Raw genomic sequence first — 25,470 nt, forward strand, 5'->3', positions numbered from 1 at the left:
GAGGCACCATGATTAATTGGATAGTTTCTTTTGCGGTTAAACGCCGCATGCTGGTGCTTGCGCTTACATTTTTATTTGCTGGATTTGGTGTATACAACATTCAAAATTTAGCAGTAGACGCAGTACCCGATATAACTAACGTACAAGTGCAAATTAATACCAAAGCGCAGGGTTTTACGCCATTAGAGGTAGAGCAACGCATTACTTATTTGGTAGAAACCGCCATGGCGGGCATACCTAAGCTTGATTATACCCGTTCGCTTTCGCGTTATGGGCTTTCGCAAGTAACGGTTATTTTTAATGAAGGCACCGATATTTATTGGGCGCGTCAGCAAATTGGTGAGCGTATTCAAAGTATTCGATCCGACTTACCTAATAACGTAGAGCCAAACTTGGGTCCTATTGCCAGTGGTTTAGGCGAAATATTTACTTATAGTGTGCACGCCGCGCCTAATGCGTTAAAAGAAGATGGCACTGCTTACAACGCCGAAGACTTACGCACTTTGCAAGATTGGGTTATTCGTCCGCAGCTTTTAAAAGTAAAAGGCGTTACCGAAATAAACAGCCAAGGTGGTTTTGAGCGCCAATACCAAGTAGCGCCAGTGCCCGAAAAACTCATTGCCTATAAGCTTACTATTAGCGATGTAATTAGTGCACTTGAGGTTAATAACAGTAACCGAGGCGCAGGCTATATAGAGCGCTTTGACGGGCAATATTTAGTACGCTCGCCTGGGCAGCTTAAAACCATTGATGACATAGCCAATACCGTTATAGCTAAGCGCGACGATGCACCTGTACGCATTAAAGATGTGGCTAACGTGCTTTTAGGCAAAGAGCTTAGAACCGGCGCGGCCACTTATAACGGCGAGGAAACCGTGCTCGGCACCGCCATGATGCTAATTGGCGAAAACAGCCGCATAGTGGCAAAAGCCATGGCTGATAAGTTAATTGATGTGCAAAAAAGCTTACCCGCTGGCGTTATTGTTGAGGCAGTTTACGACCGTACTACTCTTGTTGATAAAACCATAGCAACCGTGCAAACCAACTTATTTGAAGGTGCCATTTTAGTGATAGTAATTTTGCTATTACTGCTGGGTAATGTAACGGGCGCGCTTATTACGGCAATGGTTATTCCGTTGAGTATGTTGTTTGCCGTTACAGGTATGGTAGGTAATCGCGTATCGGGTAACCTAATGAGTTTAGGCGCAATCGACTTTGGTTTAATTGTTGATGGTGCTGTAATTGTAGTTGAAAACTGCCTGCGCCAACTCGGTGTAGCTCAGCATAAACATGGCAGGCTACTTACTTTAAACGAGCGTTTAAATGTAGTGACCGCAGCCACCAAAGAAGTATTTACACCGGCTGTATTTGGCATTGTTATTATTATGCTGGTTTACTTACCTTTATTTGCACTAAGCGGCGTTGAAGGCAAAATGTTTCAGCCAATGGCGTTTACTGTAGTTGCGGCGTTAATTGGCGCGCTTATATTTGGCGTTACATTTGTACCGGCTGCTATTGCAGTGTTTGTTCGCGGTAAGGTTGATGAAACCGAAAACGCAGTCATGCGCGGCGTTAAAAAAGTGTATAAGCCATTACTTGGTATATCGCTTAAATTACCGTGGTTGATGGTGGGTATAGCCACTGCATTAGTATTGGTGCTTGGTTTTAAAGTTAAAAACATGGGCGCAGAATTTTTACCAAAACTTGATGAGGGCGATATTGCTATGCACGCGCTGCGCATTACTGGCACCGGTATTGAGCAATCTGTGCAAATGCAAAAAGAGCTTGAGCAAGCCATATTAGATCAGCCTGAGGTTGCTAACGTATTTTCAAAAATTGGTACTGCCGATGTAGCAAGCGATCCTATGCCGCCTAATGTGGCCGACACCTTTTTAATACTCAAACCGCAAGATGAGTGGCCTAATCCAGCACTTACTAAAGCAGAATTGGTTCAGCAAATTCGTACCCGTGTTAACGATGTACCGGGTAATAATTACGAATTTACACAACCAATAGAAATGCGCTTTAACGAGTTAATTGCTGGCGTGCGCGCCGATGTGGCACTGCGTATTTATGGTGACGACTTAAGCGTACTTAAAGAGTTTGGCGAAAAAGCCACAGGGCTAATGCGTAATATTGCAGGCGCTACCGATGTACGTTTGGAGCAAATGGAAGGATTGCCAACACTTTCGGTAACACCAATGCGCGACCATATGGCGTTATTGGGTTTAAGTGTAAACGATATTCAACAAACACTTGCCGCCGCTGTTGGTGGTGTGCAAACCGGACTAATTTACGAAGGTGATAAACGTTTTTCGTTATTAGTGCGCCTTGATAAGCGTTGGTCTAGCGATGTATCAGCACTTGCTCGTTTGCCAGTTGCTTTACCTAAAGATAGTAACCCAGAACTTGCATTTGTACCGCTTGGCGAAGTAGCAACAATCAGCATTGAAAAAGGGCCTAATCAAATAAACCGCGAAAGTGGTAAGCGCAACGTCGTAGTAACTGCCAATGTAGAGGGGCGCGATTTAGCAAGCTTTGTAAGTGATGCGCAAGCGAGCATGAATGAATCACTTAATTTACCAAGTGGCTATTGGCTTGAATACGGCGGCACGTTTGAGCAGCTACAATCGGCAAGTAAGCGATTGTCGTTGGTTGTGCCGGTCACTTTACTGCTTATATTTGGCTTACTGTATAGCGCCTTTGGATCGCTTCGTGATTCATTGATTATATTTAGTGGTGTGCCACTGGCATTAACGGGTGGTGTGCTTGCGTTATTGCTGCGCGATATGCCGCTTTCAATATCAGCGGGTGTCGGCTTTATTGCCCTAAGCGGTGTCGCGGTATTAAACGGCGTGGTTATGCTGTCGTTTATTAAGCAATTACGAAGCGATGGTTTAAGCTTGTTTGATGCAATTCACAGCGGTGCATTACAGCGCCTGCGCCCAGTATTGATGACTGCGCTGGTGGCAAGTTTAGGCTTTATACCTATGGCGCTTAATTCGGGAACGGGTTCTGAAATGCAAAAACCTCTCGCGACAGTAGTGGTTGGCGGGATTATTTCATCAACTTTACTGACACTGTTAATATTGCCTGCGCTTTATAAGTTAGTACATTCTAAATTTACTAAAAAAGCAGAAGCTGAATTAGCTTAAATACTAGCTATTAATAATGTAATAAAAAAGCAGCTGTACTTACAGCTGCTTTTTTATTTGGGTATTATTTAGCAAAAATACTACATTAATTATATTGAAACAGATTATCCCAACGCTCATCTAATATCGTTTTTGCGTGTTCTAAATTTATTGCGCTATACACATCACTAGTGCACGTTACCAAACGCATACGTACCAGCTTTTCAAGTGCGTCGCTAATTTCAAAATCAAGATCGCACTGGTATTTACTTTTAAACCAATGCTCTATTTGTTCATCAAGCGTTTGGGCGGTTAAGGCGCTTTCTGATTTTAGTAAAAAGGTATACGCAAGCAGGGCTTCTTTTATGTCTTCTTCTTCGGCAGCGTCAATAAGCGTGTGAAAAACACCCGCATTATTATCAAGGTTTTTAAAGTAGAGGTTATCGCTAAGCGCTTTCATAAATTTAATTTTACGGTTTTTAAACTTACTCCATTCTTTAAAAATAAAGCTGCCAAATACTCCCATGCCAATAGCAAAGGTAATAAAATGTTGTTGGGTCATTTCTACAGCTTCACTTCTAAAGCCACCCCAAAAAGCAAACAGAGCAAGCAATAATACGATTGATGCGCCAAGTTTAGTTATAAGTACCACTGCACCGCCAACTAAAGCCGATGAGCCAATAATTGCTTTATCAATAGGGCGCATGCGTACTTCGCTATTAGGAAATAGCATTTCGAGATCGGCCTTTGGCACATTTTGAAACAGCTTTACTATGGTTGAGCTTGGCTCAAATCCCATTGGCGTTTTATTTTTAGCTTCAAAATAAGCGCTATCTTTAAAGCGAATAAACACGGCAACACGGTCGTAATTAGTAAAGTGCAGCGGCTTTTTACGCAAGCCCCAAAAGCTGGTGATGGTTTCAGTGAGTTGCGACTCGCCACGGCGATAAAATACCACTTCTTCAAAGTCGTCAAATTCAACTTCAAGGCGCACCTTAAATAATGACTCTTCATTTAATGCATCTTGTAAGTCTTCATTGGTTATCACTTCAAAATTAGCGGCATTAAGCACCTTAGCAAAATCTTTAGCAAACTCATGTTGGCACTGCGCTTTTTGATCCGCCGATACTGGCGCTAACGATCGCGTGTCACTATTGGGATCAAATGGGGCGTAGTTGTTTTTAAGTGACTCAAGTGTTGAGTGGTAATCGTAATGAATAAGGCTTGCTAGTAAATCGCAAAATTGTTTAAACGATGTTTTTTGTGTACTGCTTTTAAGCTCTTCGCTACACATATCAACAATATCTTGCTTTCTAAAGGGAATAAAACGCGCACTTTGCATAAATTAATAACTACTGTGATAGGGAATCTAACTGCATGGGCACATAATAAAATATTCTTATGGATATTACTAATTTGTTAATGCAGTAGGGCGTATTGATCATTGGTGGTTGAATTTGCAGCTGTGTGTTTGGTTTTTAGGCAAGGCAGAGCCTATGTAGTGTGGTTATTCCCCATAAATAAGGCGATAACGCAGCATAAATACCAAACATGCGCTGCCCTCTGGGTTCTTTCTAGGGACGATTAACTCTTTGTTGCCTACATGGATGTAGGTAAGGGGCGTGAGCAGGACGCGGAAGCTTTGCTCGATTTTTACTTAGCCCACTAGGTTACAAACCTCGCGCCGCGATTTAATCGCCCCTAGATTGAACAAATTTCAATCCACAAAGATGAATACGCCCTAGGACCTGATAAATTTAGTACACTGTTTTCAGCGTGTATTAACCTAAATATGTAATTATTAGCTCATTGAATACTCTTGTTCTTATTTATAAGTGAAAAGGATTTACTATGGCCATTCAAAAAAAGCTAAAAGAAAAAACGCGTAATTTTATTGACTCTAAGCATATGCTTAGCGGTATTACAGTGGCGTCGTTTTTAGAGTCAACCATAGTTCCTATTCCACTTGAGGCTGTATTAGTACCGCTAATGCAAGCTCGTCGTGAAAAGCTATGGCTTATAGCATTAATGGCGACCTTGGGCTGCATAGTGGGCGCATTGTTTGGTTATGCGTTGGGTTATTATTTATTTGATGCGGTTGGCGATTGGATTATTAATACGTTTTCGAGCCCTGAGCAATTTGAAAACGTTAAACAGCAAATGCAAGATCAAGGTTTTTGGTTTGTAATAACACTAGGCATAGTGCCTATTCCGTTTCAAATAGCGATGCTTGCAGCAGGCGCGACTAAGTACTCTATTTGGCTGTTTTTGTTGGCCTCAGGTATTGCGCGTTCTATTCGTTACTTTGGTCTGGCTATTATTGTTTATTATGCAGGTAATGAAGCTGAGCGAATCATTAGTAAACACAAAACTAAGGCAATGGTTTTAATAACGTTACTTGTGTTAGGGGTTTGGGGATTAAGCTTGGTGATTTAAGCTCATTATTAAAGGTTATTAACCACCTTATTCTAATAAGCCTTTTTGGTAATGTGCTATAGTTTTTTAATATAGTATCGAAAAGCTTAGGGTTAATATGATTGAAACGGTAAAACTCACTATCAGGCTTTCTAATTTTTTTAAAATGAGCTGGAAAAATAAAACTGTAAGCCTATTTTTATTAGCTTATATTGTTATTTTTTCAGCCTACTCCCTAACTAACTTTCCTCCCTTACAAGTTCAAAATAATGTTTACGGTTTTACAACTGATTTTATTAATTTAATTGTTCTTATTTTTTTATTTTGGATGGTTCAGTGCTCCAAACTTTCAAAGCTTGCATATACATTTTCGACTCTCGGATTAATGCTTTGGTCCATGGGTAATACAGCTGATTTAATCGATGAGATAGTGATACAGCCTTACTGGGTAAGTATTTATTTTGAAGATTTATGCAGAACCAGCGGCATGCTTTTAACTTCCTATGGTTTATTTAAAACGATGCGCTTTATACAAAGTATTAATAATCGATTAGCGCGTGAGCTAATTATTGACGATTTAACCAAGGTACATAACAGACGTTATTTTTATCAGCACGCTAAAGATGCTCAGCACTCACCTTACGTTATTTTAATTATCGATATAGACCACTTTAAAGCAATTAATGATGAATTTGGTCATGATGTTGGTGATGTAGTGCTTAAAGAACTAGCAACTAAATACGACAATGCTTTTACGCACCAAAACAAATTTGCTCGCCTCGGTGGTGAAGAATTTGGTGGCTACTTGCCTACAAATAATATGACGCAAGCATGTGATTTTTCGCAGCAATTAATTGATCTTGCGCACACCATAAATGTTCAAAATTCTCGCCACTTAACAGTAAGTATAGGTGTTGCAATGCAAACGCCTAATGAGCCTTTAGATAAAGTAATGAAGCGCGCTGATCAAGCTTTATATTTAGCTAAGAAGAGTGGCCGAGATCGTTTTGAAATTGCCCCGTAAGCGTTTTTAACTATATAAAAACACGTCCTTATTGTTTGCACATTTACTACACTTTTTAACGTTTTCGTAAGGAAATGTCAGTGAGGGTAATGCTTTGTAAATCATGAAATTAAAATAGAATGTTTGGGTCATAATGGGGATATTAATAATAAGGAATAACCTTAATGACCAACTCCCTTTTAAAAGCTGCATTACCCTTAAGTCTAATTACTATTTTGTCGGGCTGCGGCTCTGATGATAGCTCAAGCTCTACAGGTTACATCCAATTGTATAACGGCTCTTACAATAGCCCATACACGCGTTTGTTTGTTGAAGAAACAGAACGTTCAGGCGCTGATTTTGCTGATGTAACTACTCGCCATAACTACAGCACAGGCACTTATGATGTAAGTTTTGAATACCTAGATGCTAACGACAGCTATATAACAATTAGCGACCAAGAAATTTCTATTAAAGGTGACAAAACACAGTTAGTAGTAATGAGCGGCAACTTTGATGAGCCTACATTTACAGAGCTTAGCGTACCTATCACAAGCGATACGGGTGAGTTTAACTTAGGGTTTTATAATATTGCAGGGGAGGATACTAACTACGATATTTACTTAGCAACTGATGATGGCGTATTTGAAAGCGCGACACTTTTTTCATCGGCTCAATATTTAAGTGAGTTAGATCTACAAAGCGTTGATGAAGGTTATTACACTATTTACATAACCGAAGCGGGCAGCAGTGATGTTGTGTACGAGTCGTCATCTGTTTATTTATACGATGAAGCAAGCTATGTAGCAATGATCCGCCCAAGTTATGCTACAGAAGAAGGCGGTATTACGCTTGATGTAGTAACCGATAATAACTACGTTACTGAGCTTAAACATCAATCTGCCCTGGGGCAATTACGTTTTATAAATACGGTTGATGACTACTCGCCAGTAAGCTTTTCTGCTACACGCGGTACAACTGTAAACACAACAAATACAGTTGCTAGTGACTCTTATACCGATTATGTTGAACTTTCGCCCAATAGTTACAGCGTAGCGATGTACGACGAAGAAGGTACAAAACTAGCTGATAACTTTTTAATGACGCTAGAGCGTGAGCAAAGTGCGGTGGGTATTTTTTATAACGACGTTGATAACGGTTTACGTATGATGAGCGTTGAAGAAAACCTAACACCAAGTAGTTACAGCCATACGGTATCGGTTGTAAACCTAATTGAAAGCTACGCAGGGCAATCGGTTTCAGATGTTGATGTGTACTTTACACTTAACGGCGAAACAGTAGACGACACCAGTAACGTAGTCGATGGCCTAGATAAGTATGACCAAGAAGAACAGGTTGTAGATAACGAAATTTACACGGTTTATGTTGTCTATGAAGATAATGGTCAGCAAATTGTGCTTATTCAACAAAGCGATATGGACTTTACACAAGAGGGTAACTACATATTGATTTTAGAGCATGATGAAACAACAAGCTCAGGTTATAAAATGACCCTAGAGCGCACTATTACCGATAGTGTTGAATAAATCTAAACATATTAAGTAGCATAAAGCCTAAGCACTTTAAGTACTTAGGCTTTTTTATTGAACAAAATTTACCTACTCATTAATAATTAGGTACACTCAGGGCATAATAATTAATAAGAGTGTGCCATGGATGATTTAGTTGGGTTAGCCGTCATAGTAATACTGGTTGTAGTTGCCGGTGCTATCTGCGGTTTAATAGCGCTAGTGCAGTTAAATGGATTAAAACAAGAAGTGGCTGTTTTAAGGGCCAAAGTAACACACTTACAAACACATAAACCGATATCGCAAAGTGAACCTCAAAGCGAAGCATCTACTGCTCAGGCAGCGCTTTCAAGGTCTGAGCCAATTGCTCATAAAACACAGCCAAACTTAACGTCCCAAAGCGTGTCGCCACCTGTAATAAATCAGCCATCAGCGCCTCCTAAAAAAGCCAAACCAGCTGAAGCATCAGCCATAGAATTACTATTTAATAAATTACGCGCAGGGTTTGAGCAAAACTGGATGACCTGGATAGGCGCAATAGCGCTTGCGTTTGGTGGCATATTTTTAGCTAAATACAGCCTAGAAGCTGGATTATTATCGCCTGTAATGAGGCTGAGCTTAGGCGGCTTATTTGGGCTTGGCTTAATTGCAGCTGCGGCTTATTTACACCATAAACGTATTATATTTGAAGGCTTTAATAATTACATACCCGCAGCGCTTGCAAGCGGCGGGTTTATTACCTGTTTTGCTTTAACGCTTTTAGCCTACAGTAGCTACGATATGCTTAGCCCTACCGTGGCATTTTTTACACTGGCAGTTATTGCAATTAGTGCAAGTGCAATGGCGCTTAGGTTAGGCCCATTATTAGCGGTATTAGGTATTATTGGCGCTTATAGTGTACCAATATGGGTTAGCACTGGCAGTGGTAACTTGTTTGCATTATTTATGTATGTTGGCTTTGTAAGTTTGTCAGCCGCGTTAGTTGCACATAAAGTACAGCGAGCTTGGTTGTGGTATTTATTATGGGCAGGGCATATTGGTTGGTATTTAGTTGGTTTTACATTACTTAAAATTAATACCGTTTGGTTAATGGGAACGTTTGCTCTACTGAGTATTATTGGGTTAATTGCTATACCGCGCTTAGGTCTAAAACTGAATGTTATTGAACATCGCCCGCACAGTTTAAAACGCTTAATTAACGTGCTTCCAGATCATGCATTATTACTCGCCTTTATAGCACCCTTAATATTTACCATGCTAATAAGTCACTTTGATATGCAGTGGCAAACAATCGGTGTGTTGAGTATTGTACTAATGTTATTTTTAGTCCTTAAAAATAGCCGCTGGGATATTTGGCAAGCAGTAGCATTAGCAAGTGCAGCGCTATTGGTTATAAGTGCTGAACGCACGCATCTTTCGCCAAACCTATTTGATGACGCACTCTTTATATTCAAAAATGAGTATGGTTTGGGTTTATTTCTCGGATTGTTACTTACCGCTTTTGGGCTTTATTACGGTAAAAAACAGATTAAGCGTTTAGCGTTTCATATTACGGGGGCATTTAGTGTATTTGTAATGATAGCGACTTTATATACGCTTATTCCTAATTCCGCGTTAAGTACTGCATATCCACTTTGGGCCGTTGTATTGTTTGTAGTGGCGGCTATTTTAATAAAGCTCGCGCAGCATAATACAACGCTATTTCAGCGTTTTACTTATTGGGTAGGCGCTAATGCCAATATTACGTTAGCAATTACCATGCTACTAAGTGACAGCGGCCTAACCATTGCTCTTGCTGTACAAGTATTACTTATAAGCGTACTTATTAAACGCTATAGCGTGCCTATGCCACATTGGCCTATAAAAGCCTTGGTTGCTGCGTTATTACTGCGCTTAACGCTTTCACCTTGGACGCCAAGCTACGATGCGCTCACGGTATTTGGTTTGCATTGGAGTATTGTGGTTTATCCGTTATGTATCGCGTTATTTTTTGCCGCAGCTAAGTGCTTTGACTCATCAAAACTTAAAATATGGCTGGAAGGTGCAGCCCTTCATTGTTTAGCGCTTTTTATTACAACCGAAACAAGTTATCAGTTAGTAGGGCATTATCCGCAATTTGATTCACTTAATTTTTATGAACAAATACTCCTTACCTGTAACTGGCTGGCATTAGGGTGCGTGTATTTACATAGAGCAAAACTTGCCGGTACTTTAGCTAAGTTATACCAAGTGGCGGGCTTTGCACTTGTAGGGTTAGCAGGGCTTTTTGCTATTAAAACACTGCTTGACGACAACCCATTATTTGAATCACTTTACATAGGTGAGCTGCCAATATTTAACTGGTTATTACTATTGTGGTTAGTACCTGCAGGATTAACGCTTTGGCTGGCCAAGCTTGTAAAACCAATAAACGCTAAAGCTACGCCATTTATATTGGCCGTTGCGGGTGGGTTTATATTATTGGCAATAAACAGCTTTATTCGCCAATACTGGCAAGGGCCTTATATTTACTTATCAAAAGGCGCAAGTAATGCAGAGCTTTATAGCTACTCTGTTATTTGGTTAGTAATGGGGGCGGGTACTGTTATTTTTGGTCATTTAAAAAATCAATTATTAATACAAAAAGTAGGCCTAGGCATACTAGCTGCCGTTATTGTTAAAGTGTTTTTAATTGATATGGCTAACTTGGAGGGCTTACTTAAAGCGCTTTCGTTTATTGGATTAGGGCTTTCGTTGGTGGGGTTAAGTTGGTTATTCCAAAAGCTTAGAAGCCGAGTAAATCCAGTTTAACTTTTGAACACTTTATAAAGCAAAGCCCAGTGAAGATACTGGGCTTTTTGTTTTACGCTATTACTTGATAGCTTTTAACTAGAATACTTTTAACTAGAATACTTTTAACTAGATCACTTTTTACTAGAACACTTTTTGCTCGCTTATTATGTACTGTGATTAAGCAGTGCCTTTAGTTTGCCCGGTTTAATTGGTTTACTTAAATAATGAATATTAGCGGCTTTGGTTTCTTGTTTAAGCTCGGTGTCGCGTACTGCGGTAATTAAAATAGCGGGTACCTGGCTTTGCCAAATTTCGCGCAGGGTTTTAATTAGCGTTATGCCATCGCAATCACTACCTAATTGATAGTCCATTAAAATAACATCGGGTGCGCGGTTTTGCTTAGCATGCGCCAGTACATTATCTACGTTATCAAACAAGGTGTAATTAGCTTGCCACTTTTTAAGTAAGCTTGCCATTGCTGCTAGGTTTTCAGGATCGTCGTCCACGGCAACAATATTAATTGTTGCACGGTTTTCTATTAGGCTGTTTGTCGTACTTTTTTGTTGTACAAACTGCTCGTCACCATAAGGTACTTCAATGCTAAAACGGCTACCTTTATTGGGCTCAGAATGCACATCAAGCGGCAAACTTAATAAGTCAGCCATACGTTTTACAACACCTAAGCCTAAGCCTACGCCTTTGTTATCGCCCGACTCAACACGGTAAAAGTCGTTAAATATTTTAGCTTGCTCTACTTCGCTAATACCAGGGCCTGTATCCCATACTTCTATTCGTAAATTGTGCTTTCGGTTCCTACAGGCAATTAATACACGGCCATTATCGGTGTATTTAACTGCATTAGAGACCAAGTTTTGAATAATTCGGCGCAAATAGGTTATATCGCTGTGCACAATTTGCTGGTTTGAACGCACACTAAGCTTAAGGCCTTTATCACTTGATAAAATAGCGTATTCACTTTGCAATGGCGCTAAAATATCTTCAATATAAAAGTGGCGAGGGGTTGGGGTCATAGCGCCTTGTTCTAGCTTGGCTATTTCAAGTAGTGCCGACATTAAATGCACGGTTGAATCGAGACTGTCGCCTAATTTTTCAAAGCTGTTTTGGTTAGTGCTGTCGAGTTGCTTTTCGTCAATGGCAGCAAGGTATAAACGTGCTGCGTTTAACGGCTGTAAAATGTCGTGGCTCGCCAGTGCTAAAAAGCGCGTTTTACTGTCGTTGGCTTGCTCTGCTTCTCGTTTGGCTAAAGTAAGTGCTTGCTCGGTTTGTACCCTGCTATCTATTTGAGCTTGTAAGTCTCTATTAATGGTTTGCACTTCTTGAGTTCGCGCTTCTATGCGGTTTTCAAGATCCATGTTTACTTCTTCAAGCGCATTTTGCGTACTTATGTGATTGGTAATATCCGAAAAGCTGGTAACAAATCCGCCATCGGGCAGCGGATTACCAATCATTTCGTATACTTGGCCATTACGACGGTGGCGAATAAAGTGATGCGAGCTGCCGTATTTTAAATGCTGCACACGTTTTTCTACTTGGCGTTCTATTTCGCCAGGGCCACATTCACCACGGTTAGCGTTGTATCTAATAATATCTTCTATGGGTTGGCCTACTTCTAAAAATCCTTCAGGGTAGCCGAACATTTCGCTGTAGCGTTTATTCCAAGCTACTAGCTTTAAATCTTTATCGACAACTGAAATACCATGGCTTAAATTTTCTAGTGAGGTAAATAACAGATTTTGATTAAATTGCAGCGCTTGTGTGGTTTCGTCAAAAAAGTTTACAACTTCTTCAAACGCCATACGCTTACCCGACGATACCGTATGTATTAATGCTTGCGCTGACGATGCGCCAAGCACGCCTGTTAACGCGCGTTCGCAGTAGGCTATAAATTCAGGCTCTGGGTGTGCGTTGTTATCGCTTAAGTGATGGGCGAGTGCGTAATGCGCCAATACTTGTTGGCTGCGCTGAATACCTAAAAAGGTTTGCAGTAGTATTTTAAAGTCGTAAACAGTGGCTTTTACGTCTTTATTTAAGCGCCTTGATAAAATAGCCTGATCTTTAGGGTTAACAAAAGCAGCTGCCTGAATCTTATCAATTAAGCGTTCCTCAGCCCCAAGTGAAAAACTAATATAACACCCAATATTGGCAAACAAAGCTATCAAGGTTCCGCGTGTTATAAGCGTTTGTTGTAGCTCGCTATCAAGCGTTGCACCGGCATCGAGTATTGGCAGCATTAAAAATAGTACCCAGCAAATAAAGCCCGCTACTAAACCTGCATAAACCCCATAAGCATGGCCTTTTCGCCAGTATAAACCGCCCACAATAGCGGGTAATAATTGAGTAACAAGTGAAAAAGCAACTAAGCCCATACTTGCCAGTGCGCTGCTATGGCCAAACCATTGCTGATAGAAATAGGCCAAAATTAATATGCCTGCAATAGCAAAGCGCCTTACAAGCAAAATACGAGACTTATAACTGGTGGTAATTAAGTTGCGTTTAAATTTACGACGTAGCATTAGGGGTAATACCACATCGTTTGAAATCATCGTGCTTAATGTAAGCGTTGCTACCACTATCATTGCGGTGGCGGCCGATAAACCACCTATAAATACAAAGGTGGTTAAAAAGGCGTTGTCGTTAATTAACGGTAGGGCAAGTACAAAGCTATCTGGTGAATAGCCGCTGCCAATTTCAGGATGAATTGCCGCAGTCGCAATAGGTAAAATCATTGCGGCAGTTAATAGTAAATACAGCGGAAAAGCCCAGCGAGCGGTAAGTAAGTGGCGTTTGTTTTGGTTGTCGACCACGGTTACATGAAACTGGCGTGGTAAACATATAATAGCCGCCGCAGCCATTAAAGACTGGCCAATAAAGTTAAAGCTAAAGAAGTTAAAGTCGCTCCAATGGGCCCAAATCGACTCGGTTACTTTATTTGAAGTAGGCTCTGGCATATTAAATAAGGTGTAAACAGCAAGGCCTGCTACAGCAATAAGTGCAATAAGTTTAATCATTGATTCAAACGCGACAGCAAGCATTAACCCAGAGCGATACTCTGTTACGTCCACTTTGCGGGTACCAAAAAATATTGCAAATAAGGCCATAATTAATGTGGCAGAAAGCGCGAGCATATCGCCTGATATTTTATTACTGTTTTGCAAAAGTAAAAAGCTGGTACTAAGCGCTTTTAATTGCAGTGCAATGTAGGGAATAGTCGCCAGCAACGCAATAACAGTAACCATAATAGCGGTAGTTTGGCGTTTGCCGTAACGAGCTGAAATAAAGTCAGCAATAGTGGTTATGTTTTGTTTTTTGCTTACCAGTACCAGCTTACGTAAAAACCCTTGGCCGAATAAAAACAGCAGCGCAGGGCCCAATAATATCGGCAAATAACTCCAACTGCTGGTGGCGGCTGTACCCACTGAGCCGTAGTAAGTCCAAGAGGTACAGTAAATCCCAAGTGAGAGTGAATACACAAAAGGGTGATGGCTAATACGCTTTGCCAAAGGGGTTGTTTTATCGCCCCAATTGGCGAGCCAAAACAGCACACCTATATAACTTAAAGCAACAATAATGAGTACGGCAGTCATGTTGTTATTAAACCTTATTATTTTAAATAGTCCCTCAACCCTATGAGGGATTAACACAATACCAGAACTGAGGTTAAGTGTGAGGCTTGAATTTAAAATAAAACTTTCATTTTATTTCTATCTTATTGAATATTAATAACAAAAATAAAATCATCTCAAGCATTAGACTAATGTCGCATTAATAACCAACTTACCAATTTAATCATAAAGCCAGCTTACAAAAACAGCCTAAGCAATTGAAATAATATAAAAATATATAAAACACGCTTGAATGATAAATACAGTTTACGTAAACGTTAACAAGCTGTTACGACTATGGTCTCAATTCAATATGTAACCAGCGTTGCTAAATTGGTAAGCGAAGATAAAAAACCACTCATCGCGATATTGCGGTGCTTAAAGGGGAAAACAAAAATGGCTTTTAAAGATGAAGAACAAGCAAAAGCTTATTGGGCAGAAAACATTTCGCTGTTATTTAAACTGTTAGCAGTGTGGTTTGTTGTGTCTTTCGGCTTTGGCATATTACTGGTTGATGTACTTAATGAAGTGCGTTTTTTTGGGTTTAAACTTGGCTTCTGGTTCGCCCAGCAAGGCGCGATTTATACCTTTGTTGCTTTGATTTTTGTGTACGTTTTCAAAATGAATACGTTAGATAAAAAATACGGCGTAGACGAATAGGAGCTAAGCAATGGATGTTCAAACACTCACGTTTATAATTGTTGGTTTAAGCTTTGCGCTTTATATCGGCATAGCAATTTGGGCCCGTGCGGGTTCAACTAAAGAGTTTTATGTAGCAGGTGGCGGCGTACCTCCTCTTGCTAATGGTATGGCAACGGCTGCCGATTGGATGAGCGCCGCGTCGTTTATTTCAATGGCGGGTATTATTTCGTTTGCAGGTTACGATGGCAGTGTTTACTTAATGGGGTGGACAGGTGGTTATGTACTATTAGCCATGTGTTTAGCGCCTTACTTACGTAAATTCGGCAAGTTTACTGTTCCTGACTTTATTGGCGACCGTTACTATTCACGCACCGCACGTTTAGTGGCAATTGTATGTGCCATATTCATTTGCTTTACTTACATTGCAGGGCAAATGCGTGGCGTAGGCGTGGTATTTTCACGCTTTTTAGAAGTAGAAATTGAAACCGGTGTTTACATTGGTATGGTGATTGTATTCTTTTATGCGGTACTTGGCGGCATGAAAGGCATTACCTACACACAAGTAGCGCAGTATTGTGTACTTGTATTTGCCTACCTTGTACCAGCCATTTTTATCTCGATGATGATGACGGGTCACTTCTTCCCACAAACCGGTTTTGGTGCCACATTAATTGGCAGCGATGGCGTGTACGTACTTGATAAACTAGACGGCTTAAGCGCTGAACTTGGTTTTGCGCAATATACCGAAGGCTCTAAGAGCATGATTGACGTGTTCGCTATTACTGGTGCATTAATGGTAGGTACTGCTGGTTTACCACACGTAATTGTTCGCTTTTTCACTGTACCTCGTGTAAAAGACACGCGTATTTCTGCAGCATGGACACTTGTGTTCATCGCGATTGTTTATACTACAGCACCTGCGGTTGCAGCCTTTGCTCGCGTAAACATGGTTGATACTATTAATGGTAAAGACGGTAGCGGTACAGCTTACGCAGAAGCACCAGGATGGATTAAAAACTGGGAACGCACAGGTTTAATTACATTTGATGATAAAAACGGCGATGGCAAAATGTTCTACACGGCGGGTAAAATCACCGATCCGAACAGTGCTAACGAAGTAAACGTAGACCGCGACATTATGGTATTAGCAAATCCAGAGATTGCTAACTTACCAGCATGGGTAATCGCACTTGTAGCTGCTGGTGGTATTGCCGCTGCACTTTCTACAACAGCAGGTTTACTACTGGTTATTTCGACCTCCGTTTCGCACGATTTACTCAAGCGAACCCTCAAGCCCGATATTACCGACAAGCAAGAGTTACTTGCAGCGAGGTTGGCAGCCATGGTCGCTATTGTTATCTCCGCGTACTTTGGTATTAACCCGCCTGGGTTTGTGGCGTCGGTAGTGGCATTTGCATTCGGCTTGGCGGCAGCGAGTTTCTTCCCAGCAATTATTATGGGTATATTCTCTAAAACAATGAACCGCGAAGGCGCAATTGCAGGCATGGTAACGGGTATTGGCTTTACCGCTGCGTATATCATCTTCTTCAAGTTTGTTAGCCCAGAGCTAAACAGCCCTGAAAACTGGTTCTTAGGTATTTCGCCTGAAGGTATTGGCTTAATTGGTATGATTATTAACTTTGCAGTTGCTGCAATTGTTCTTAAGTTTACTAAACCCACACCGGTTGAAATTCAAGAAATGGTTGAAAGCATCCGTAACCCTAAAGGGTCTGCAGAAGCACACGACCACTAGGCTACAATTTATAGATATAGTTTAGAAAACATAAAGCACCAAAAGCCCGACTTTAGTCGGGCTTTTTATTTGTTTAATAAATAAGTACATTAGATTGGTACATCACCATTTAAAGAGCGAATACAATGAGTGTAGAACAACAAGAAATAGCCCAATACGTTTGTTTGCAAGCGCCTTTTACACTGCTTGATATCAGCGCATACGAATATTTTGTAAATCATCTTGATATTATTTACCTCACCCGCGAAAACCAAACTCAGTGGTTACAAAGTGAAAACCCTAAACTGTTTTTAATTCGCTCTGGTTTGTATGACCTAGTTGATGGTAAGGGCGATGTTGTTACACGCTTAGCGCAAGGTGACTACTTTGGTTTTCCGTCGCTGTTAACCGGTGAGGCAATTCAAAATAGGTTGGAAGTACAAAAAGAGGGCATAGTGTATATGCTCTCTCAAACGCATTTTGATTTTTTACGCAGAGAATATAAATCGTTTGAGCAATACTTTGTACGCGCTCATGCTAACCGGTTGTTGTCATCGCATTATAAAAGTAAAAACGATAGTTGGTCTGAACGTAAAATATCAGAGCTGATGACGCGCACAGCAATTACGCTTACGCCCGATGCAAGTATTAGGCAAAGCGCTAAAAAAATGAAAGAGCATGGCGTATCGTCAATAATGATAACGCAGCACGCGCACTTAGTTGGGGTGGTAACCGACCGCGACTTACGTAACCGAGTACTTGCCGACGAGGTAGATCCACAAGACGCAGTAAGCAGTATTATGACCGCCAAGCCCAAGTTTATATTTGAAAATAACCGGGTGTTTTCGGCGCTGCACCTAATGCTTAAATACAATATTCATCATTTGCCCGTGCTTGACGAAAACCATAACCCTATAGGGATGATAACCAGCACCGATTTACTGCGCCAACAAAAAAGCGACCCCGTACAGCTTATTGGGCGCATATATAAAGCGCATACTGTTACTGATTTAAAACGCTACGCAAAAGAAATTCCCGAACTTTTGCGTGGTTTTTCGTACAACATTGACGACATATCGCTAATTGGTAAATTACTCAGTGGTTTAACCGATGCGCTTACATCGCGCCTTATTCACTTATTTCAAGAAGATCATGGCGCAGCGCCAACCAGCTTTAGTTTTATTTGCTTTGGCTCGCAAGCACGCGAAGAACAAACTCTGCATTCGGATCAAGACAACGGCTTATTACTCCCTAACGACTTAACCCCCGATCAACACGCTTACTTTAAAAGCATGGGAGAGTTTGTATGTGAAAACTTAGTTGAATGCGGCATTAGGCGTTGCCCAGGTAATATAATGGCAAGCAGCGATGAGTGCCGGATGAGCGTAAACGACTGGAGCGAGCGCTTTTTTAAATGGATAAAAAGCCCTACTCCTAATGCAATGCTCAACTGTAAAATATTTTTTGACCTGCGATTTATTGAAGGTTCAAATGCTTTATACACCGCTTTTTGCGAGCAATTAATTCGTATATCGCGTAACGACTTATTCTATGCCGCAATGGCAACCGACATAAGCAGCAACAGCGTGCCAATTGGTTTATTTAATAAATTTAAAACCGAAAAAACAGATCAAAATAATAAATACATAGATTTAAAAAAACGTGGTGTCGTAATTATAAATGACATAGTGCGGTTATACGCTTTAAAAGCGGGTATTAGGCGCGCCAACACACAAGAGCGGTTGGACGCACTACTAAAACATAAACTGATCAGCAAAGAAGATATATACAACCTAAAAGACTGCTGGCGGTTCTTAACGCAGCTTCGTTTGAGTACACAAATAAACGAAGAGGGCTTACCGAGTAATTGCATTAACCCTAATAAATTAAACTCACTAGAGCGCCATCAACTAAAAGAAGCGTTTTACCTTGTTAAACAAGCGCAGCAAGCCGCCGCGTTTAAGTTTGCTCGCGGCAGTTTATAATGATGAATTACTAACATGGTAAAAAAGCTGCTCACTCGGTATTTAAAGCGCCGTAAATTACTAGGTAAAAATGCCTTACAACAACGTTATTTGGTGATTGATTTAGAGCTCACTGGCCTTGATGCAAAACAGCACGAAATTGTATCGGTAGCGTGGGTGATAATAGATAACCAATGTATAAAAATGAGCGAGTCACAGCACCTTATAAATAAAGACGTAAAAAGCCTTGAGCAAAGTCCTGTTTTTCATGGGATTAGCGACGATGCTATAACAAAAGGACAGAGCTTGTGCAGTATATTAACGCAATTGAGCTGCCATTTTAGCGACTGTATTTTAGTGTTTCATAATGCCATGCTCGATTGGGGGTTTTTAAAAATAGCGCTTAAAAATGCCAATATAACTATACGTCCTAAACTCATAATCGACACACTCCATATTGAACAAAAGCGCTTACTCCATCATTCAACTGAAATAAAACAAGATGATTTAACCCTTAATGCTTGCCGCACACGTTATGAGTTACCAAGCTATCATTGCCATCATGCACTGACCGATGCACAAGCCACCGCCGAGTTACTGCTAGCGCAGTGCCATCAAATAAGCCGTGGCAAAGAGTTAAAAGTAGCAGAGTTGATGTAGGTTGGCTGTAGGCGCGAGATAAACTCCCGCCTACAATAAAGAGCAGTTTACTTTTATTGTTATCCGTATGACTATAGGTACAGTTACGTAGTCATTATTTAACTAATTACTCCAAGGAACGAATATGAAACTCATTATCACTATTTTTCTAACATTATTCCCACTTATCACTTTTGCTAATTCAAGCTTGCCTGCTAATCGCCATATTGCAGTGCAGGGTACTGCAGAGGTATTAGCAAAGCCCGATATGGCTAAGATTTCTTTTGAAGTAATAAGCTTTAAAGACAAATCACTTGATGCAAAACGTGATGTTGATGACCGAGTAAATTTGTTACTTAAAGGTTTAAGCAAGTATGGTGTTAAGGAGACAGATGTTTCTGCTACAAGCCTGTTAACTTACAATGATGACGACAAGTTTAATGTTGAGAGTGGCACAATGATTAATGCAGGATATGTAGCAACAAGAACACTTAAAGTAACATTAAGAAATATTGAAAAGTTGAATGATTTTATCGATTTTGCATTAAGTGTAAAAATTAATGAACTGACGAATATTGAGCTTATGTCTTCAAAAGCCGCGCAGTTAAAAGCTGAAGCAACACAAGGCGCAATAAATAACGCTATAGTTAAAGGGGGTAAGCTTGCCAAAGCATTTGGCGCAGAGCTTGGAAAAATTTACAGTATTAATTCCAATTCTAACCGTTCAAGTTATGGTTATGGCGTAGATGATTTTGAGAGAATAGTTGTGAGCGGTTCTAAAGTTATTAGAAATCCATTTGAGCAAGGTAGATACCTGCAAGAAACTATTACATTTAAATCATCAATAAACGTGGTGTTTGATTTAGAAGTAAATGATTAAGTTGAAATTTTCATTTCAAATACATTTTCATAATGTAAGCTGGCTTTAAGTTTTTGATTAATTTGAAGGTAGCCATATAATGAGCGATGAAAATAACACGTTAAAAGCACAAACTGAGGCAAAAATAGCAGCAGGGCGTAAAGGTAATCCTGATTTTATGAAAGGTGTTGATGAAACGATTGCACAAGCAAAAGCGTTTCAGCAAGGTGCTAATGCACTTGATTTAAACCAAAGCGCACCAAGTTTTGAGTTACCAAATCAACATGGTCAATCGGTGCAGTTAACCGAGTTACTTGCTAAAGGACCTGTGGTTGTTACTTTTTATCGTGGAAGTTGGTGTCCGTACTGCAATTTACAGCTCAAAGCGCTTCAAGCACGTTTACCTGAAATTCACGCATTAGGCGCACAATTGGTGGCTATTAGCCCGCAAGTACCCGATGGCTCACTTAGTGATGATGAAATAAGTAAAATGGATTTTTTAGTGCTGAGTGATCAAAATGCCGATGTAGCAGCAAGCTACGGCGTAGCATGGCAAGTACCCACATTTTTACTAGAGCATATGCGAGTAGACCGAGGCCTAGATTTAGAGTCGGTTAACAATGGCAATAGTAGTGTTTTACCGATCCCTGCCACCTTTGTTTTAGATAAACAAGGTAAAGTGACTTGGCGTTATGTTGATGTTGATTATCGTACTCGTTCTGAGCCAGAAGATATAATTAACGCATTGAAAAATTTAGTATAAAAAACTTAATTTAAAAAGTCAGAACCATCGAAGAGCTTGCAATGCGTAAGCTCTTTAACCTTAATTTAAAGTTTCTAATGCTACCCTCTTATAATAATGCTCAAGGTCGATTACAATACAGCCATCTAAAAGGCGTATTGCCTTTATCTGCACGCTAAAAGAGTGGATTTTATATTTCATGGCAATCAAACTTGCAATTAATGGTTTTGGTCGTATTGGTCGAAATATTGTCCGCGCGTTATACGAGTCTGGTTTGAGCGACGATATAAAAATTGTTGCGATTAACGAACTTGCTGATCCTGAAGCTATTGCTCATTTATTAAAATACGACACATCCCACGGTCGTTTTTCTTTTCCTGTAAAACTTGGTGAAGACACCATTAGTGTTGCAGGCGATACCATTGCACTTTTTTGTGAAGAAAACCCAATTGAATTACCTTGGCAAACGCTCGATGTAGACGTTGTACTTGAATGTACGGGTGTTTATCACTCGCGTGAACATGCGCAGTTACATATTACCGCAGGCGCTAAAAAGGTGTTGTTTTCGCATCCGGCCGATAACGATGTTGATGCTACGATTGTGTATGGCATTAACGACGATGAGCTTAAAAACGAACACACAATTGTGTCTAACGGCTCGTGTACAACTAACTGTGTTGTGCCGGTTATTAAAGTATTAGATGATGCATTTGGTATTGAGTCGGGCGCTATTACAACTATTCATGCGTCGATGAACGATCAACAAGTGATTGATGGTTATCATCATGATTTACGCCGTACTCGCGCTGCAAGCCAATCAATTATTCCAGTTGATACAAAGCTCGCCCGTGGTATAGACCGTATTTTACCTAAATTTAAAGGCCGTTTTGAAGCCATCGCCGTACGTGTACCGACTATAAATGTAACGGCAATGGATTTAAGTGTAACGGTTAATACCGATGTAGATTTAAACGCAGTAAATAACGCACTTAAAGCACAAGCAAAAGACCGCTTAGAAGGTATTTTAAGTTATACCGAAGAGCCGCTTGTGTCGGTTGATTTTAATCACGACCCACATTCTTGTATTATTGATGGCACACAAACACGTGTTAGTCACAAACGACTGATAAAGTTATTAGTATGGTGTGATAACGAATGGGGTTTTGCTAATCGTATGCTCGACACAGCGCGTGCTATGATGGCAGTGAATAAGTAATTTATTAATATAATAATTTTAAACGTATTTTTCAGGTTCAGTATCGTTAACTAAGGAGATGTTCATGTCGGTCATAAAAATGGCAGATTTAGATTTAAACGGCAAACGCGTATTAATTCGTGAAGATTTAAATGTACCAGTTAAAGCAGGTAAAGTGACGTCAGATGCGCGTATTCGTGCAGCACTACCTACTATTAAATTAGCGCTTGAGATGGGTGCTAAAGTAATGGTTATGTCACACCTTGGCCGTCCTACGGAAGGGGAATATGATGAAGCGTTTTCGCTAGCACCTGTCGCTGATTACTTAAACGATGCCCTTGAGCAAACTGTACGTTTAGAAAAAGATTACCTAAACGGTGTTGATATTGCTGATAACGAAGTTGTTGTTTTTGAAAATGTGCGCTTTAACAAAGGCGAGAAGAAAAACGACGAAGCGTTATCTAAGCAACTTGCAGCACTGTGTGATGTATATGTAATGGATGCATTTGGTACGGCTCACCGTGCACAAGCATCTACGCATGGCGTTGGCTTATTTGCTGATGTGGCATGTGCAGGTCCATTGTTATCAGCTGAACTAGAAGCGTTAGGCAAAGCACTTGATAACCCAGCTCGTCCATTAGTGGCGATTGTTGGTGGTTCTAAAGTTTCAACTAAGCTAACCGTTTTAGATTCACTTTCTAAAATTGTTGACCAATTAGTTACCGGTGGCGGTATTGCAAATACCTTTATTGCTGCATCAGGTAGCCCAGTTGGTAAATCGCTTTACGAACCAGATTTAATGGATGAAGCTAACCGCTTATGTGCAGCAGCGATTGCTAATAATGGTGAAATTCCGGTACCGACTGACGTAGTTGTTGGTAATGAGTTTTCTGAATCTGCTGTAGCTACGCTTAAAGATGTAAGCGAAGTAACAAGCGACGATATGATTTTTGATATTGGTCCTGATACAGCGAGCAAGCTTGCAAAAATTATTGCAAATGCGGGCACTGTTGTATGGAATGGCCCTGTTGGCGTGTTCGAGTTTGACCAATTTGGTAATGGCACACGTGCTATTGCACAAGCAATTGCTAACTCAAATGCGTTTTCAATTGCTGGTGGTGGTGATACCTTAGCCGCAATTGATAAATACGGCATTGCCGATAAAGTTTCTTATATTTCTACTGGTGGTGGTGCGTTCTTAGAGTTTTTAGAAGGCAAAAAACTTCCAGCAGTTGAAATGCTAGAGTCGCGCGCTAAGTAATTTTAGTAGCGTAAGGTGAGGGGGTAATAGCCCTCACCGACAATTAATTATTAAATACCTCTCACCCTAATTTAATAGTTAATTTAGATGGAATATTACTGCAAAGCAGTGGTTTTTCGTGGCGTTGTTATAACGCCAAACTAACACATCCGTTCAAACTAGATGGTAGGGAACTACTGTCGATAAATTGGAGAATACCCAATGGCTTTAATCAGTATGCGACAACTTTTAGATCATGCAGCAGAGCATGGTTACGGCGTACCTGCTTTTAACGTTAACAATCAAGAGCAAATGCGCGCAATAATGGAAGCGGCTGACAAAACAAACAGCCCAGTAATCGTTCAGGGATCAGCTGGCGCACGTGCTTATGCTGGTGCTCCATTTATTCGTCATATGATTTTAGCAGCCGTTGAAGAATGGCCACATATTCCGGTTGTTATGCACCAAGATCACGGCACATCGCCAGGCGTATGTCAGCGTTCAATTCAGCTTGGTTTTTCATCAGTAATGATGGATGGCTCGTTAATGAGCGACGGTAAAACTCCTTCAAGCTACGAATACAATGTAGAAGTAACGCGCGAAACTGTTGCTATGGCGCATGCTTGTGGCGTATCGGTTGAAGGCGAGCTAGGTGTACTTGGTTCACTGGAAACCGGTGAAGCTGGCGAAGAAGATGGTGTTGGCGCAGAAGGGTTACTAACCACTGAGCAAATGCTAACAGACCCAGAAGAAGCGGCTGACTTTGTAAATAAAACACATGTTGATGCACTTGCAATTGCCTGTGGTACTTCGCACGGAGCTTATAAATTTACTCGCCCACCAACAGATGACATTTTAGCGATTGACCGCATTAAAGCGATTCATGCACGTATTCCTAACACGCATTTAGTGATGCATGGTTCATCTTCAGTTCCTCAAGAATGGTTAGAAATTATTAATCAGTATGGTGGCGAAATTCCAGAAACTTATGGTGTGCCAGTTGAACAGATTGTTGAAGGTATTAAGTTTGGTGTTCGTAAGGTAAATATTGATACCGATTTACGTTTAGCATCTACCGGTGCAATTCGCCGTCATATGGCGCTTAACCCATCTAACTTCGATCCACGTAAATACTTAGCTGAAGCAACTAAAGCGATGACAGAGATTTGTGTTGCACGCTATAACTCGTTTGGTACTTCTGGTCAGGCTAGTAAAATTAAGCCAATTTCACTTGATGAAATGCACCTTAAATACTTAAGCGGCGAACTAGACCCTAAAATTAGATAATAGATCAATTTATAATTGATCATTTAAGCCAGTAACTTTGTTGCTGGCTTTTTTAATGTCAGCCCTTTTTATATTGCAGGTTACGGCTTCTATTGATCAGATCGCTGTACTATCAACGCCGTACTTTGGGATCACGCATTTACTAACATAGCCTTTTCGGATCATTACTTTACTAAGCCAAATACACTTTTTCGCTATTTTAGGCTCTGAGATAATTTGATCGTTATTTATTTGTATAAACAATCAACAACTTATGGCTTTGACTAGGTACAACTCTGATCTGAGAGTGGATCGGCTTGGTAAAAATCTGATCCTTTATTTGGAGCTTAGTAAAATTTAGATCTATTTTTAAACGTATTGATTGTTACACAGGCGGGTTTGTTAATTTTAAAATAGCTTTAAAGTTACTTTTAAACGATCGATCTGTAAAAATGTCTTGGTTAGTAAAACAATGATCCCAGCTAATTTTGTATTATTTAATGATTTAACTAGCGACAAAAAGTAGATAATTTCAAAAATTAGCTATTTTATAAATTTATCGTAAATCTCTTTTTATTACGTTAAATATTAAAAAGGTTTTAAAAATATGACGTTAATGAGGTTTTTTGTCACTAATTTGTGTTTTTTTTACCACCATTTTAATTTACACGTTACACTTTCATAAAAATGTCATACTTAGTCATAATAATGAAAA

General features: G+C 40.2%; 16 protein-coding genes. 14 read left to right on the forward strand and 2 right to left on the reverse strand.

Annotation, left to right across the window (positions count from 1 at the left end):
• The first annotated feature begins 8 nt into the window (after positions 1–8).
• Positions 9–3,155, forward strand: coding sequence for an efflux RND transporter permease subunit (locus tag I6F47_RS10215; protein ID WP_197183783.1), 3,147 nt, complete (start codon positions 9–11; stop codon positions 3,153–3,155).
• A gap of 85 nt (positions 3,156–3,240) precedes the next feature.
• Here I6F47_RS10215 and I6F47_RS10220 read toward each other — a convergent pair whose 3' ends face one another.
• The gene (locus I6F47_RS10220; protein WP_197183784.1) at positions 3,241–4,476 is read right to left on the reverse strand and encodes a TMEM143 family protein; all 1,236 of its coding nucleotides are present in this window, start codon (positions 4,474–4,476) and stop codon (positions 3,241–3,243) included.
• A gap of 509 nt (positions 4,477–4,985) precedes the next feature.
• Between I6F47_RS10220 and I6F47_RS10225 the strand changes: the two genes are divergently transcribed.
• The 4 genes from I6F47_RS10225 to I6F47_RS10240 all read left to right on the forward strand — a co-directional run bounded on the left by I6F47_RS10225 (position 4,986) and on the right by I6F47_RS10240 (position 10,871).
• Entirely contained in the window at positions 4,986–5,570 is a 585-nt protein-coding gene (locus I6F47_RS10225) for a YqaA family protein (RefSeq protein WP_010554604.1), read from the forward strand.
• 97 nt (positions 5,571–5,667) lie between these two features.
• Positions 5,668–6,573 carry a GGDEF domain-containing protein gene (locus I6F47_RS10230; protein ID WP_197174161.1) on the forward strand — a complete coding sequence of 302 codons (906 nt, stop codon included), beginning with the start codon at positions 5,668–5,670 and terminating at the stop codon, positions 6,571–6,573.
• A gap of 164 nt (positions 6,574–6,737) precedes the next feature.
• On the forward strand, positions 6,738–8,099 hold the full coding sequence (locus I6F47_RS10235; protein WP_121954641.1) for a hypothetical protein: 1,362 nt from the start codon (positions 6,738–6,740) through the stop codon (positions 8,097–8,099).
• Positions 8,100–8,225: 126 nt separating this feature from the next.
• A complete protein-coding gene (locus I6F47_RS10240; protein ID WP_197183785.1) occupies positions 8,226–10,871 on the forward strand; it encodes a DUF2339 domain-containing protein in 2,646 nt (881 codons plus the stop codon).
• A gap of 146 nt (positions 10,872–11,017) precedes the next feature.
• On the opposite strand, the gene I6F47_RS10245 is transcribed toward I6F47_RS10240, so the two are convergent.
• Complete coding sequence (locus I6F47_RS10245; RefSeq protein WP_197183786.1) at positions 11,018–14,458, reverse strand: PAS domain-containing hybrid sensor histidine kinase/response regulator; 3,441 nt, start codon at positions 14,456–14,458, stop codon at positions 11,018–11,020.
• 414 nt (positions 14,459–14,872) lie between these two features.
• On the opposite strand from I6F47_RS10245, the gene I6F47_RS10250 reads away from it, so the two are divergent.
• The 9 genes from I6F47_RS10250 to fba all read left to right on the forward strand — a co-directional run bounded on the left by I6F47_RS10250 (position 14,873) and on the right by fba (position 24,776).
• Entirely contained in the window at positions 14,873–15,136 is a 264-nt protein-coding gene (locus I6F47_RS10250) for a DUF4212 domain-containing protein (RefSeq protein ID WP_002961535.1), read from the forward strand.
• Between the two features lie 10 nt (positions 15,137–15,146).
• Complete coding sequence (locus tag I6F47_RS10255; RefSeq protein WP_007587184.1) at positions 15,147–16,871, forward strand: sodium:solute symporter family protein; 1,725 nt, start codon at positions 15,147–15,149, stop codon at positions 16,869–16,871.
• Between the two features lie 125 nt (positions 16,872–16,996).
• Positions 16,997–18,835 carry a DUF294 nucleotidyltransferase-like domain-containing protein gene (locus tag I6F47_RS10260; protein ID WP_197183787.1) on the forward strand — a complete coding sequence of 613 codons (1,839 nt, stop codon included), beginning with the start codon at positions 16,997–16,999 and terminating at the stop codon, positions 18,833–18,835.
• A 15-nt stretch (positions 18,836–18,850) separates the two neighbouring features.
• Positions 18,851–19,474, forward strand: a complete 624-nt coding sequence (locus I6F47_RS10265) for a 3'-5' exonuclease (protein ID WP_165736254.1) — start codon at positions 18,851–18,853, stop codon at positions 19,472–19,474.
• 124 nt (positions 19,475–19,598) lie between these two features.
• A complete protein-coding gene (locus I6F47_RS10270; RefSeq protein ID WP_197183788.1) occupies positions 19,599–20,333 on the forward strand; it encodes an SIMPL domain-containing protein in 735 nt (244 codons plus the stop codon).
• 79 nt (positions 20,334–20,412) lie between these two features.
• On the forward strand, positions 20,413–21,075 hold the full coding sequence (locus tag I6F47_RS10275; protein ID WP_024589750.1) for a peroxiredoxin-like family protein: 663 nt from the start codon (positions 20,413–20,415) through the stop codon (positions 21,073–21,075).
• A gap of 178 nt (positions 21,076–21,253) precedes the next feature.
• Positions 21,254–22,270, forward strand: coding sequence for an erythrose-4-phosphate dehydrogenase (epd, locus tag I6F47_RS10280; RefSeq protein WP_007587176.1), 1,017 nt, complete (start codon positions 21,254–21,256; stop codon positions 22,268–22,270).
• A gap of 64 nt (positions 22,271–22,334) precedes the next feature.
• Complete coding sequence (locus I6F47_RS10285; RefSeq protein WP_007587175.1) at positions 22,335–23,510, forward strand: phosphoglycerate kinase; 1,176 nt, start codon at positions 22,335–22,337, stop codon at positions 23,508–23,510.
• 201 nt (positions 23,511–23,711) lie between these two features.
• Complete coding sequence (gene fba / locus I6F47_RS10290) at positions 23,712–24,776, forward strand: class II fructose-bisphosphate aldolase (RefSeq protein ID WP_007587174.1); 1,065 nt, start codon at positions 23,712–23,714, stop codon at positions 24,774–24,776.
• Positions 24,777–25,470 lie beyond the last annotated feature (694 nt).

Source organism: Pseudoalteromonas sp. NZS37 (genome assembly GCF_015864265.1).
Taxonomy (GTDB): domain Bacteria; phylum Pseudomonadota; class Gammaproteobacteria; order Enterobacterales; family Alteromonadaceae; genus Pseudoalteromonas; species Pseudoalteromonas arctica.